Annotated in this window: 12 protein-coding genes; 4 read left to right on the top strand and 8 right to left on the bottom strand. The window is 60.9% G+C overall.

Annotation, left to right across the window (positions count from 1 at the left end):
- The first annotated feature begins 8 nt into the window (after positions 1-8).
- Entirely contained in the window at positions 9-1,163 is a 1,155-nt protein-coding gene (locus SynMEDNS5_RS08070; protein WP_222929778.1) for an alpha/beta hydrolase, read from the top strand.
- A gap of 46 nt (positions 1,164-1,209) precedes the next feature.
- On the opposite strand, the gene SynMEDNS5_RS08065 is transcribed toward SynMEDNS5_RS08070, so the two are convergent.
- The 3 genes from SynMEDNS5_RS08065 to SynMEDNS5_RS08060 form a co-directional block, all read right to left on the bottom strand.
- Complete coding sequence (locus tag SynMEDNS5_RS08065; RefSeq protein WP_186582908.1) at positions 1,210-2,367, bottom strand: fatty acid desaturase; 1,158 nt, start codon at positions 2,365-2,367, stop codon at positions 1,210-1,212.
- Positions 2,368-2,551: 184 nt separating this feature from the next.
- Positions 2,552-2,884 (bottom strand): ferredoxin, encoded by a 333-nt coding sequence (locus SynMEDNS5_RS13135; RefSeq protein ID WP_255440380.1) that lies wholly within the window; start codon positions 2,882-2,884, stop codon positions 2,552-2,554.
- 11 nt (positions 2,885-2,895) lie between these two features.
- Positions 2,896-4,149 (bottom strand): 1-deoxy-D-xylulose-5-phosphate reductoisomerase, encoded by a 1,254-nt coding sequence (locus SynMEDNS5_RS08060; RefSeq protein WP_186585918.1) that lies wholly within the window; start codon positions 4,147-4,149, stop codon positions 2,896-2,898.
- Between the two features lie 84 nt (positions 4,150-4,233).
- On the opposite strand from SynMEDNS5_RS08060, the gene SynMEDNS5_RS08055 reads away from it, so the two are divergent.
- Positions 4,234-5,580, top strand: a complete 1,347-nt coding sequence (locus SynMEDNS5_RS08055; RefSeq protein WP_186585917.1) for a sodium-dependent transporter — start codon at positions 4,234-4,236, stop codon at positions 5,578-5,580.
- A 20-nt stretch (positions 5,581-5,600) separates the two neighbouring features.
- Here SynMEDNS5_RS08055 and SynMEDNS5_RS08050 read toward each other — a convergent pair whose 3' ends face one another.
- The gene (locus SynMEDNS5_RS08050) at positions 5,601-6,014 is read right to left on the bottom strand and encodes a DUF2721 domain-containing protein (RefSeq protein WP_186582907.1); all 414 of its coding nucleotides are present in this window, start codon (positions 6,012-6,014) and stop codon (positions 5,601-5,603) included.
- A gap of 86 nt (positions 6,015-6,100) precedes the next feature.
- Between SynMEDNS5_RS08050 and SynMEDNS5_RS08045 the strand changes: the two genes are divergently transcribed.
- On the top strand, positions 6,101-6,346 hold the full coding sequence (locus SynMEDNS5_RS08045; RefSeq protein ID WP_186582906.1) for a hypothetical protein: 246 nt from the start codon (positions 6,101-6,103) through the stop codon (positions 6,344-6,346).
- A gap of 10 nt (positions 6,347-6,356) precedes the next feature.
- Here the strand turns inward: SynMEDNS5_RS08045 and cysS are convergent, their stop codons facing one another.
- The 3 genes from cysS to SynMEDNS5_RS08030 are packed head-to-tail and all read right to left on the bottom strand — an operon-like array spanning position 6,357 to position 12,087.
- Positions 6,357-7,856 carry a cysteine--tRNA ligase gene (cysS, locus tag SynMEDNS5_RS08040; protein WP_186582905.1) on the bottom strand — a complete coding sequence of 500 codons (1,500 nt, stop codon included), beginning with the start codon at positions 7,854-7,856 and terminating at the stop codon, positions 6,357-6,359.
- 52 nt (positions 7,857-7,908) lie between these two features.
- Positions 7,909-10,890, bottom strand: a complete 2,982-nt coding sequence (polA, locus tag SynMEDNS5_RS08035) for a DNA polymerase I (protein WP_186582904.1) — start codon at positions 10,888-10,890, stop codon at positions 7,909-7,911.
- A 24-nt stretch (positions 10,891-10,914) separates the two neighbouring features.
- Complete coding sequence (locus tag SynMEDNS5_RS08030; protein ID WP_186582903.1) at positions 10,915-12,087, bottom strand: efflux RND transporter periplasmic adaptor subunit; 1,173 nt, start codon at positions 12,085-12,087, stop codon at positions 10,915-10,917.
- Positions 12,088-12,172: 85 nt separating this feature from the next.
- On the opposite strand from SynMEDNS5_RS08030, the gene ychF reads away from it, so the two are divergent.
- Complete coding sequence (gene ychF, locus SynMEDNS5_RS08025) at positions 12,173-13,264, top strand: redox-regulated ATPase YchF (RefSeq protein ID WP_186582902.1); 1,092 nt, start codon at positions 12,173-12,175, stop codon at positions 13,262-13,264.
- An 18-nt stretch (positions 13,265-13,282) separates the two neighbouring features.
- Here the strand turns inward: ychF and SynMEDNS5_RS08020 are convergent, their stop codons facing one another.
- Positions 13,283-13,657 (bottom strand): hypothetical protein, encoded by a 375-nt coding sequence (locus SynMEDNS5_RS08020; RefSeq protein ID WP_186582901.1) that lies wholly within the window; start codon positions 13,655-13,657, stop codon positions 13,283-13,285.
- Positions 13,658-13,673 lie beyond the last annotated feature (16 nt).

The following is a 13,673-nucleotide window of genomic DNA, read 5'->3' as shown; positions in this document are numbered from 1 at the left end:
TCCGGCTTTTGACGGCTTCGTACGCCAATCATTCAGACAACCCCCACCTGTTGCGGCAGCTGGGGGTAGCTCCCTATCGACAACGTTTTCCCTGGATCGGAGGAGACCTTCAGACCCTGCGCGACACGCTCCGCCCTGTCGGGCTTCCTCCTGACTGTGGGGAACCGATTCCGATCGCTGTTCCTGCTCTGGCCAGTGGCGCCGCAGCCGCTGGTGAGTTGCTGGCGTTTCTGGATCGCCCTCATCCCAGCTTCGTCCTGCAAGGCGAACCTCCCCGAGCGCTGGTGCTTCTGTTGCATGGTCTCGGCGGCTCCAGTCGCCGCGAGGGCCTGAGGCGTCTTGGTCTAGCCCTCCAGAACAGCGGCTTCGCGGTGCTTAGGCTGAATCTGCGCGGAGCGGATCCCGGCCGCCATCTTGCTGGTGGCACCTACGCCGCTCACTGCAACAGTGATCTTCTTCCGGTGATCCAACGCGCGCGCCAGTTGTGTAGCGAGTTGGTCGCCCCTGCCAGGCCATTGGCCCTGTTTGGGGCCGGAGTGTCCCTGGGTGGCACCATGCTTCTCAATGCCTGCATGGCCAGCGTGGAGGAGAGAGCAACGCATGGCTGGCAAGGCCATGCACCGCTGTTGGATGCTCTGTTCTGCGCCAGCAGTCCCTTGGATCTTGCTGCTTGCAGTGCCTCCATCGAACGTCCGCGCAATCGCGTGTATCAGCGTTGGCTTCTGCAGCGCCTTGTGCGCCAGACGCTGGCTGACCCCTTCGGCGTCAGTGCCCAAGAGCAGCAGCAACTCACTGGTGAACCGCCCCGCTCGATTCGTGCCTTTGATGCGGCGGTGACGGCACCACGTTGGGGCTTCTCGTCTGTTGATGACTACTACGCCGGTGCTTCACCCTTGCGGCACCTTTTGGCGGCATCGGTACCAATCCCTCCAACCTTGATCTTGCAGGCCCTTGATGACCCTTGGGTGCCAGCGACCTCTGCGATCCAACTCCAAACCATTGGGGTCGCTGATGGCTTGCGCGCGAGTCGACGCCGCCTTGAGGTGTTGTTGACGGCCAAGGGAGGCCACAATGGCTTCCATGCACCCGGTGACAGTCTCCTTCAAGGGTGTTGGTCTGACCGCTTGGCTTGTGCCTGGTTCAACCATGAGATTGAGACCTAAGCCATCGAATAAGCCATGGGTGTGTAATTCATCCTGAAACTTTTGTCTAAAAATAGTAAGCTTCATCGCAAGAATTTTTATACACAGCGCCGCCACATCGAGTTGCGACTCTCCAAAGCGCTTCTGGGATTGGTGTGGAGTCGTAGCGCGCCAATTCAGGAAACCGTTGTCTGAGTAATGCGGTGCCCCGCCAGGCGTTGTAGTGAGGAATGGCGGAATTCACATGGTGGCAAACATGGGTGGATCCAATGCCGTGGTGCAGCAGATTGAGGACCGGGCCGTAGGGGCGATCAACCGTTTGCAGCGCTCCCTTCGCCCACGACCATGTTTTATTGGAAAAATGAGGAATGTTCTGGTCGGTGTGTTGTAGCCAGGTATAAGTGGTGAGCCATACATTGATCACCAGGTATGGCAATCCATACACGCATAGCACACGTAATGGAGACGATTGAATAGCGGCGATGATGAGAAAGGTGATCATCGCCAGGCAGCCGATGTTGGATCGCACCATCAAAGTGCGAAATGCTTCAGGGAAGAGATTTCGCTTTCCGTTTGTGAATGGATTGCCATTCCAGAAGTGAGACGTAGGAAATCCATAGTCTTCTCCGCCAGTGGCTCCAAGAAGCAGGTAGAGCTGCCAGCCGATCACTAAATGATTGAACAGAGAAATGATCCCAAACAATGTTGGGTTCAGCTTCCTTTTGAGTTGTTCTGTGATTTGACCTAGAAGCGATGTGGCCCGCGGAGGCACGTGGGTTTCTCCTTGCTCAAGGTGATTGCAGTGGGCGTGGTGAACGCTGTGGCTGCGCGCCCAGCTGTAGTAAGGCACCAGCAGTGCGCTGTGAAGCAGGAATCCAACGACGCCTTCAATGCGTCGGTTCGGGTGAAACGCGTTGTGGCCACATTCGTGGGCCAAGACCCAGCAGCCCATGGCGATGGTGCCGCAACCGATGCCGTAAAGCCCCCACAGCGGAGTGGCTTGGAGGGTGAGGGGAATTTGCGTTCCGATCCCTAAAGCAGCAAGAGACAGGCCTGCCGACATGATCAGGCTTCCCCACGCTTTGATGGGGTTGTAATGAGTGAGCTCCGGCGGTAATGCGCTGAGGAGTTCAGCCTTGCTTGGATAAGTTTCTATTGAGGAGGTGCGGTTGAAGATGGGTGTTGATGCGCGAGTGGTGGAGGTCGCCGTGGTTGCCGATGCCAAATGAATGCCCGCAAAAAGCGCCCTGAAGGACGCTTTAGATTTGCTTAATATCCTAGAGGATCGTTGAGCTCCTTGGCTTGTGGGCCGATGTCTGTTTGTGTCCCGAGCCGTGACTACTTTTTTGCCTGATCAATCTTTTGCGTCGTGAATGATTGACCGCGATGTTTTTTTATACGCTGATTCGCTAGGCCGATTGGAGTGGGCCAATTTGAAAAGGAGTGGTCTTATAAATCCATTGTTCAACTGGCTGATTGTTGATGATATGGCTGCGGAGAATGGTCTCAATTTTGTTAGACGTTACGTTGGCGTACCAAATGCCCTCGGGCCAAACCACGAGGATTGGCCCGCGTTCGCACACCCTCAGGCAGTCGACTTTGCTTCGTAAAACGATCCCCTCCTGGCGCTGTTCGTTTTCGAGCCCCAGATTTCGCAGGAGGCGCTTCAGCTCATTCCAGGTTTCCAGTCCTTCAGCGGGATCACAGCACTTCGCTTTGGAGGCTGTGGCGCAGAGCAGCAGGTGATGGCTGATCAAGCAGCCACCGCCGCCATTGACATCCGCTGGGTGCCCCGAGCCACCTGCTCACGCACGGCAAGGCGAGCCCATTGATCCACGGCCAGCACATCATCCAGCTGGGGGTGGTCGATGCGATCGGGCTTGTGCCGTTCGCAGGCCGCTTCGATCAGATCGGGAATGTCGAGGAAATGGATTCGTTCCTCGAGGAATTGGGCCACGGCCTCCTCATTGGCCGCATTCAGCACCGCTGGCATGGTGCCGCCAGCACGCCCTGCTGCGTATGCCAGTTCCATGCAGGGGTATTTGGCGGGATCGGGGCTTTTGAAGGTGAGCTGCCCCACCTGGGTGAGATCAAGGCGTTTCCAAGGGGTCTCAAGCCTTGAAGGCCAACTCATGCAGTACAGAATGGGCAGTTTCATATCGGGCCAGCCCAGCTGGGCCAGCACCGAAGAATCCGCCAACTCGATCATGGAGTGGATGATGCTCTGGGGGTGGATCACGATTTCGATGTGGTCGTAATCCAGCCCGAAAAGGTAGTGGGCTTCGATCACCTCTAGCCCCTTGTTCATCAGGGAAGCGGAATCCACGGTGATCTTGCGGCCCATACTCCAGTTGGGATGCGACGTGGCATCGGCAACGGTGGCGTTCTCAAGCTCGGCTGCGGCCCAGTCACGGAAGGCGCCACCGGAGGCGGTGAGCTGGATGCGCCGCAGGCCGGGGGTTGGCACACCGGTGGAGAGGCGGGCGTTTTCAGCCCAGGGCGTTCCCTGCAGGCACTGGAAGATGGCCGAGTGTTCGGAATCCGCAGGCAGCAGTCTGCTGCCGCTTTTCTTGAGCTCCGGCAGCACCACCGGACCGGCTGCGATCAAGGTTTCCTTGTTGGCCAGGGCCAGATCCTTGCCAGCGCGGATGGCTGCCAGGGTGGGCAACAGCCCGGCGCAGCCCACGATCCCGGTTACGACGAGGTCGGCTGTGTCCCAGGAGGCCGCCACATTCAGTCCGCTGGGACCACCAACGAGCTGAGGTTTGCATCGCGGCTGGTGTTCAGACGGCAGGGCCTGGAGGCGCTGCTCCAACTCTGGGAGCAGGGCTTCATCAGCCAGAGCCACCAGCTCGGGGCTGTGGCGTTGGATCTGCTCCACGAGCAAAGAGAGATTGCGGCCCGCCGAAAGGGCCACCACCCGGAACTGCTCTGGAAAGTCCTCAACGATGTCGAGGGTCTGCGTACCGATTGAGCCGGTGGAGCCCAGCACGCTGATGGCTTTCACACGGATCCCGGCAAGTGGAGCCATCCTCCCACTTTGATTCCGGAAGCTGGCAAACTTCCGCCGAGAGGGCTGGACAGCACGTTCATGGCGGCGGTGAGAAAAGAGCAGTGGAAGTCCGGTTTTGGGTTCGTGCTGGCGGCTGCCGGCAGTGCCGTGGGTCTGGGCAATCTCTGGGGGTTCGCTTACCGCGCATCCCAGGGAGGCGGTGGCAGTTTCGTGCTGCTTTATCTGCTGATCGTGGGGCTGATCTGCCTGCCCGTGCTGGTGGCGGAGATGGTGTTGGGCCGCAGTACAGGCAGCAGTCCTTTGCTGGCTCCCACCAAAGCGGCTGGCAAGGCTTGGTGGCCGATGGGCTGGTTGTTCATCGCGGCATCCTGCGGAATCCTGGCCTTCTACGCCGTGTTGATGGGATGGACGGGGCACACCCTCGTGCACGCCCTTCTGGTTGGTCTGCCTGAGAACAAGCAGGCTGCTGATGCGTTCTTCGCGTCCATCAGCGGGGGCAACAGTGCTCTGGCCGGTCAGGGAATCAGCCTCCTGCTCACGGCCCTTGTGGTGGCTGCTGGTGTTCAGGCGGGAATCGAACGACTCTCGCGTTGGGCCTTGCCTCTTCTGTTGCTTCTGCTGATCGGTCTGGCGATCTGGGCCAGCACGCTTCCAGGCGCTGGTGAGGGCTATCGCACCTTCCTGCTGCGCTGGGATGGGGAGGAGCTGATGAACATCACCACCATCCGCAATGCCTTCAGCCAGGCCTTCTTCTCAATCGGTACGGGCATCGGCTCGATTCTTGCCTATTCGGCCTACTTGAATCGCAAAGCACCACTGCCACAGGAAGCCGTGGCTGTGGTGGGTCTGGACACAGCCGTGGGGCTTCTGGCCGGCATGCTCACCTTTCCTGTGGTGATCAGCTTCAACCTCACCGAAGTGGTGAGCGATTCCACGATTGGAGCCATCTTCATCGCTTTACCCACAGGATTGGCCTCCATTGATGGGACGGGCCAGGTGGTGGCTGTGCTGTTTTTTGCCTTGGCCTATCTGGCGGCGATCACATCGTCGGTGTCTCTGCTGGAGGTTCCAGTGTCGTCCCTGATGGATCGCTTGAGCTGGAACCGCGGCAAGGCCACATGGGTCAGTGCCGCTGTGATTTTTGTCGTCGGAATCCCCTCCAGCATGAGTACGGAGGTGCTGGGAACGATGGATGCCCTCTTCGGCGGCGTGCTGTTGATCGCTGGTGGCCTGCTGATTGCCGTGCTGATGGGTTGGGTCGTGCCGAATCTGTTTCTTGAGGATCTCCAACAGAGCGACGCCGCTTCGCCCCTGGTCAGACGGGTGATGATGTTCTGCCTGCAATGGATCTCACCGGTGGTGATCGCCGCCGGATTGTTGATCAGCACGGTGGATCTGCTGCGCAACTGGTTCGGCGCCGCCTGATTGGCGGGCAATCCGCTGATTTAAAGCAGCCGGTTGAGCAGCGCAGATGCCATGCGCACCTCCCTGAGAAAGAACACCGCTGCAAGCATCACCAGCCCCATCGAGGCGATGAACAGAGGCACCACCACCAAGGTGAGATTCACCCTGGAGATCACACTCAGGAACATGGCGGCCACCATTGCGGCGATCAGCAGCGTGGCGGCAGTGAGCAGCTCGATCGAGCGGATCACCAATTGCATCCGGCGCTTGGCCAGTCGTCGCTCCAATTCATCCACTTCACCACCGGCATCGGCGGTGAGGCGCAACTGCTTGGCGTTATCAACGATCCTTGCCAAGCGTCCGGAGAGGACATTCATCAGTGCCCCGATGCCCGCTAGCAGGAACACCGGGGCAACAGACAGCTGGATTGCTTTAGAGAGGCTTTCCGGCTGCATGGGCGATCAACAACCTTCCTTTCCCAGAACCTAGGTCTGATCGTCGCTTGAATCCGGTAGACAGGTGCCCTGATGCAGGTCTTCCCATGCTCTGGCTCAAACGCTGGAACTTCATTGAGCGCGCTCGGCTGGAGCGGGAGTTGTGGGATGCCTTCGAAGCCAGGGAGAACCCAGAGGCCAAGATCACGGAATTGCAGGCCTGGATCGACAGTGCGGACCCTGCCGATCCCACGCTTGGCGACCAACGCTTTCGGCTTGAGGTGTGGACCACCACCCTCACGAGAATCCGCAAGATCGAAGCGCTAATGGCCAATCAGCAGCGAAAGTCCTGAGCTCTGCTGGTCAGCCCCGTCGCCACTCGGTGATTCCGCCCGGTTTATCGATCAGTTCGATGCCCTGGGCGGTGAGCTCCGCCCTGATCCGATCCGCTTCCGCGAAGTCCTTCGATTGTTTGGCCAACTGGCGCGCATCAATCGCAGCTTCGATGGCTTGGCTGTCGAGATCCGTCTCCGCCTCGTTGCCTAAGGGGCGCTCCAGCCGCAGCCCCAGAACCCCTGCGAGCTCCCTGAGCAGCAACCAGCGGTGTTGAAGCTCCTGGCCTTCATCCTCAGGGTGGTTTGGTGCGTCACCCCGATCCAGACGATTGGCCAGTGCTCTTAATGGACGGGCCAGGTCGAACAGCACCGCAAGTGCTCCGGAGCTGTTGAGGTCATCGTCCATGGCATCGCTGAAGCGCTGCCGGGCGCTGAGCAGCGTGTCGATGGCTGAGGGCTCCGAGGCGAGAACGGCTCCGCCGTCCATGGGGTCTGCAGCACCCCATCCCAGTGCTTCTGCATGGAGGTCCCCAAGGCTGAGTGCAGCGTTTAGCCCTTTCCACCCGGTCGTTGCGGCCTCCAGTGCCTCGGCGGTGAAATCGAGCGGCTTGCGGTAATGGGCCTGGAGCACAAAGAGCCGCAGTGTCATGGCGGAAAGGCCACTCTCCAGCAGGGCGCGGATGGTGGTGAAGTTGCCGAGTGATTTGCTCATCTTTTCGCCGCCCACATTCACCATGCCGTTGTGCAGCCACACGCGCGCCAGCTCCTGGCCGGTTGCTGCCTCGGATTGGGCGATCTCATTCTCGTGGTGTGGGAACACCAGGTCGGCGCCCCCGAGGTGGATGTCGATGGTGTCGCCGAGCTCCTCGCGCACCATGGCGGAGCACTCGATGTGCCAGCCGGGCCGGCCATCCCCCCATGGTGAGGGGAAGCTGGGTTCACCGGCCTTGGCACCTTTCCAGAGGGCGAAGTCGAAGGGGTGTTGCTTGCGCGCCTCTTCGGCATCGGCCACGCGCCCGTCCGCGTTGGTCTGTTGGTCGGCGAGGTCGCGGCCGCTGAGCTTGCCGTAGCCGGCGTGTTTCATCACCGCGAAGTACACATCTCCATCGGCGGAATAGGCAGCACCCTTCGCTTCCAGCTCAGCGATCAGGGCCCGGATCCCTTCAAGGCAGCGGGTGGCTCGGGGCATGCGATCGGGACGCAGGATGCCGAGGGCATCCATGTCGGCATGAAACGCCTCGATGTTGCGCTCACTCACCACCTCCATCGACGAACCTTCCTCCGCAGCACGTTTGAGGATCTTGTCGTCGATGTCGGTGAAGTTCTGCACGAAGGTGACGGCGTAGCCACTCCAGATCAGATACCGGCGCAGCACGTCCCAATTGATGTAGCTGCGGGCATGGCCCAGGTGGCAGAGGTCGTAGACCGTCACGCCGCAGCAGTAGATGCTCACCTGCCCGTCCTTCAGGGGCTGAAACGGTTCCGTGCGGCGGGTGAGTGTGTTGGTGAACCGCAGGGACACAGGCATTCGGGATCTGCGGGCGAGGCTACGGCCTAAGCGGTAAACCGCTGCATGACTGCTATTTCGCTTCCATCCAATTGCTGCCGCAGCCGGTTTCGGCCACCAGGGGCACCCTCAGCTCCACGGCCTTCTCCATGGTGGAGACCACCAGAGCTTTCACGTTGTCCAATGCAGAAGGCTCCACCTCCAGCACCAGTTCATCGTGCACCTGCAGCAGCAGGCGAGCGGGTAGGGAGTGTTGCTGCAGTGCTGCCTGCAGCTGAATCATCGCCACCTTGATGATGTCGGCACTCGAGCCTTGAATCGGTGCGTTGGCCGCGGCGCGCAGCTGCTGGGCTTCCATGCCACCGCGGCGGGCCACATCGAGATCGATCTCGAAGGGATCCTTGCCAAGGAGACGACCGAGACCGTTGCGGTCGAAGTGGAAGGGCCGGCGCCGGCCCAGGATCGTCTCCACGTAGCCACGGCTCAAGGCCAGGCGTTCCTGCAGTTCGAGAAAGGCGAACACCTTGGGATACCGCTCCCGGTATTTGCTCAGGAACTCTTTGGCCTCCGCTTGGCTCACCCCGGTTTCGCGGGCGAAGCGCTGGGCGCCCATGCCGTAAATCACACCGAAATTGATCGTCTTGCCCAGCCGGCGTTCATCGGCGCTCACTTCGTCTTTCTCAAGCAGGAGCCGTGCGGTGAGGGCATGCACGTCGTTTCCATCGCGGTAGGCCTGCAGCAGCGCCTCCTCCCCGGAGAGGTGCGTGAGGATGCGCAGCTCGATCTGGGAGTAGTCCGCACTGAGCAGAGTCCAGTGCTCCTTGGGCAGGAAGGCTTTGCGGATGCGACGGCTGTACTCGGTGCGAATGGGAATGTTCTGGAGGTTGGGATTGCTGCTGCTGAGCCGTCCGGTGGCCGTCACGGCCTGGTTGAAATCCGTATGCACGCGGCCGGTTTCGGCCTCCACCAACTGGGGCAGCGCATCCACGTACGTGCTTTTGAGTTTGCTCAGCACCCGATGCTCCAACACCAAAGGCACCACCGGATGGTCGTCAGCGAGCTTGTCCAACACTGTGGCATCGGTGCTGTAGCCCGTTTTGGTGCGGCGTGATTTCTTGCGGTCCAGGCCCAGCGTCTCGAAGAGCAGCTCACCCAGTTGCTTGGGAGACGCCAGGTTGAAGTCCACGCCGGCCGCCTGTTTGGCATTGGCTTCAAGCCGCGTCAGGGTCTCGCCCATCTCCTTGGAGAGGGTGTCCAGATAGGTGAGATCGATGCGGATGCCGGTGGCCTCCATCAAGGCCAGCACAGGCTCCAGCGGCAGTTCCACCTGATCGAGCAATTGGGTCAGCTGCTGGCTGGTGGCCTGGAGCTGCTGGCGCAGATCAAGCGCAAGCTTGCGGGTGAGGTGCACATCCATGGCGCAGTAAAGCGCTGCCTGATCGATGGGAACCTCGGCAAAGCAGCTGGCCTTGCCGTCTTTGGGCTTGCCCACCAGGTCACCGAACACCGTTGGCGTGATGCCGTAGTCCCGCTCGGCCATCACATCGAGGCTGTGTTTGGCCGCGGCATCGCGGAGGTAATCCGCCAGCAGGGTGTCCATCACCACGCCGCCCAGAAGCAAGCCGTGACGCAGCAGGATCAGGCGGTCGTATTTGGCGTTCTGCAGCGCCTTGGGATGGCTGGGGCTGTTCAACCAGGGGGCGAGCTGCTCCAACACGACCTCCAGCGGCAGCTGGGGGCTCTCGGGGTCTTGATGTCCCACGGGGAGATAGGCCAAATCGTTGAGCCCGGCCCCCCAGCACACGCCGATGCCCACCAGTTGGGCTTTGAAGGGGTTCAGATCCGTGGTTTCGGTGTCCACGGCCACCGGCTCCGATGGGTTGGTGCATCCCATCAGCCGCTGCATCAAGCCCTGCAGTTGCTCCTGCGTGCTCACCACCTGCGGCGCGAGCTGGGGCAAGGTGGATGGGGCGATGTCCTCCGCAGGCGCTGAATGCGTAGGCGCTGGATCTGTGCCTGCAGCGGCGACCTTTGACGTTGATCCCTTGCTGGTTGCAGCCTCCAGCAGATGGGCGTTCGCCGTCAGTCCGCCGCTGGAGAAGGTGGCCACGAAGCTCGGGATCTGGCGGACCAGGCTGTTGAGTTCTAGGTCCTGAAGCTGCTCCTCCAGTCCTTCACCATCCACCGGGCCCAGCTCCAGAACAGGCTCCTCGGGCAGGGGGATGTCGATGAGGATTTCAGCGAGATGGCGGGAGAGGTAGGCGTTGTCGCGATCGGCGCTGAGCTTTCCCTTCAGTGCGCCCTTCAGGGCACCACGACTGGCCTTGGGCCCCTCGGCTTCCACTTCCTCCAGCACGCTGTACACGCCGTCGAGGTCTTCGTTTTCCTTGAGCAGATTGATGGCCGTCTTGGGGCCAACCCCCCTCACGCCAGGGATGTTGTCGGAGCTGTCGCCGGTGAGGGCCTTGAGGTCCACCACCTTGTCGGGCATCACGCCCAGCTTGGCCACCACGCCGGCTTCATTGATCAGGGTCGGTCCGCTGCTCTTGGCATACGGTCCGCCCCCCATGTAGAGCACGGCAATGTCCCGCTGGTCATCCACCAGCTGGAACAGGTCCCGATCCCCGCTGAGAATGCGCACGCGCCAGCCCGAGGCGGCAGCACGGTTGGCCAGGGTTCCCAGCACGTCATCGGCTTCGTATCCAGGCGCCAGGCAGAGAGGAAGTTTCAGGCGTTCGCGCAGGATCGTTTGCAGTTGATCCAAGTCTTGGAAGAACACCTCAGGAGCCACATCGCGATGGGCTTTGTAGTTGGCATCGGCTTGATGGCGGAAGGTAGGTTCAGCGGTGTCGAAGGCGATGGCCACCCCTTTCGGTTTCAGGCCTTTGCTGTTGTCGAGCAGGGCTTTGAGAAAGCCGTAGGTCACGCTGGTGGGCCTGCCGTCTTTCGTGGCCAGTCCACCCTCACCGCCTTTGCTGAAGGCATAGAAACTGCGAAAGGCCAAGGAGTGGCCGTCCACAAGCAACAGCAGGGGTTTCTCGAGGGTTTCAGGCATGGATTCGGGCAGGTCGGATCTCGATCAGTCGCGCTTCTTCGCCCAGGGCGGAAGGTCGATGAACACCTTGGAGCCGGGTTTCACCCCCGAGAGAATCGCACTCTGGCCGCCGCTGCTCGAGCCCAGTTCCACCGGTTGGAAGCGGGGCTGATCATCCTTGCCAACGAGGAGTACGCCGGGTTGGCCGTTTTCCGTGACAATCGCCACGTTGGGAACCAGTGTGCTCTCAGCGGTACGCCCCGTTTGGAAATCCACGTCCACCGTCATGCCGATGCGCAGGGTTGGCGGTGGATCGATCAAGGACAGCTCCACCTCAAAGGAGATCACGTTGTCGGTTTTCTCGGCTCGCGGAGCGATATCCCTCACCCGGGCAGGGAAGCGCTGATCGGGGAAGGCATCCACACGCACCGTGGCGTTTTGGCCGATCCGGATGCGGCCGATGTCGCTTTCGGGAACTTTTGCGGCCACTTCCAGGCCTTCGGAGAGCTCAACGATGGAAGAACTGGTGGCTCCGGCATTCGCTGATGCGGTGGTGGTGGGTGTCACGAAGGCACCCGGTTCGGCGAACCGTTCGGTGATCACACCGCTGAAGGGTGCTCTGATCAGGAGTTCATTCCCTTCCACATCGCGCTGCTGAATGCGCTCCCTGGCTGCCGTGAGCGCTTCCTTGCTGCTTAGGAAGGCTGCGCGGTAGCCATCCAGGTCTGACCCACTGATCGCTCCGCTGTTCTCGAGTTTTCTGTAACGGATGTAATCAGCCCGTTTCCCCTCGTAGTCCGCCCGGGCTTGACGTTCCAGGGCCGAGAGCTCATCCATTCGGTCGGTGAAGTCTCCGCTGTCCATGCGGGCCAGCACCTGCCCCTTCGTGACCGCATCGCCTTCATCCACATACAGGGCATCCAGCAGGCCTCCACGCTTGGGGCTCACATTCACGCGCCGGATGGGCTCCAATTCACCACTGGCGGTGATCACTCCCGGCAGGGTCCCCCGTTCAGCAGTGGCGGTGTAGTCCGCCAGTTGGCGCCGTCCCGTGCCGGCTCCACGGCTCCAGATCAGGGCTCCGCCACCGACCACCAGAACCACAGCTGCGGCAGCAATCAAGCGTTGACGTCGGCGTTTGATGCCGCTGAGGCGGGTGAGCGGCCTGAGGGCTGCGTGCGTGGCCCCGGCGGAGGTCTCGCTCTTCTGGCTGCCCATGGCCCCTGCACATGTTTCGTTACGCAGTCTCGCGCGTAGGCGGCGCAACCGTGTAAGCCGCAGCCCTGCCGATAGATTCGCCGGCATGCTTAAAGCCGGAATCGTCGGGTTGCCCAACGTGGGCAAATCCACTCTGTTCAATGCCTTGGTGGCCAACGCGCAGGCGCAGGCGGCCAACTTTCCGTTCTGCACCATCGAGCCCAATGTCGGCACGGTGGCCGTCCCGGATTCCAGGTTGGAGTTGCTGTCTGCTCTCAGCAGCAGTGCGGAGATCATCCCCACGCGGATGGAGTTCGTGGACATCGCCGGGCTCGTGAAGGGCGCCAGCCAGGGGGAGGGACTGGGCAACAAATTCCTTGCCAACATCCGTGAAGTGGACGCGATCGTTCATGTGATCCGCTGTTTTGAAGACGACGACGTCATTCACGTGTCCGGTGCGGTCGGCCCGGCCCGGGATGCGGAGGTGATCAACCTTGAACTGGGTCTGGCGGACCTGTCGCAGCTCGAGAAGCGGCGGGAGCGCCTCAAGAAACAGGTGCGCACCAGCAAGGACGCCCAGGTTGAAGATGCGGCTCTCGAAAGAATTCAAGCGGTGCTTGAGCAAGGAGGTGCCGCCCGCAGTGTGGAGCTCAGCGATGAGGAGGCTCTGATGCTGAAACCTCTGGGTCTGCTCACTGCCAAGCCGATCATCTATGCCACCAACGTGAGCGAAGACGATCTGGCGGGTGGCAATGCGTTCTGTAAGGAGATTGTGGCGTTGGCGGCTCAAGAGGGCGCGGAAACCGTGCGCATCTCAGCCCAGGTGGAGGCTGAGTTGATCGAGCTCGGGGATGAGGAGCGTCAGGACTACCTCGATGGCCTGGGCGTGAAAGAAGGGGGATTGCAAAGCCTGATCCGGGCGACTTATCAGCTCTTGGGGCTTCGCACTTATTTCACCACCGGGGAGAAGGAAACCCGCGCCTGGACCTTCAAGGCCGGGATGACCGCACCGCAAGCTGCGGGTGTGATTCACACCGATTTTGAAAGGGGTTTTATCCGCGCCCAGACCATCGGCACCGACAAATTGCTGGAGGCCGGTTCCCTGGTTGAGGCGCGCAATAAAGGTTGGCTCCGCAGTGAGGGGAAGGAGTACGTGGTGGAGGAGGGGGATGTGATGGAGTTCCTTTTCAATGTGTGATCACATTCAGCCCTTCCTTCACAGCGCATCGAGGGCCTTCATCGCTGGGATGAAGTCAGGGCTGTTCTGATCAAAGTCGTCGCAGGTTGTATTCATGGCTTCGCTGGTGAGGGCCACCAACCGGATGGCTTGCGGCGATTTCAACCATTCAGCCTGCTGCTGCCATCCATTGCTTTTGATGCCGCTCTGCACGATCGCCTGCGCCCTCGCCCGGCTGTAGCCGGAGCGCAGCACCTTGCATTCGGCATAGGCCGCCAGTCCCACCAGAGCCTGGCGGGTTTCGCTGTCGGCGGCTTGAGCGGGTTGAACAAGCTCCCCGATGCTGAAAGCCAGCAGCGCGAGTGCGCTCGACGCCCCCGCCAGGATTTGCACGGTTGAGCGAGAGAACGCCATGGCTGTGGCAAGACTG

The sequence above is a fragment of the Synechococcus sp. MEDNS5 genome, from assembly GCF_014279875.1.
GTDB lineage: Bacteria > Cyanobacteriota > Cyanobacteriia > PCC-6307 > Cyanobiaceae > Synechococcus_C.
This window is presented reverse-complemented; position numbering and strand designations above follow the sequence as displayed.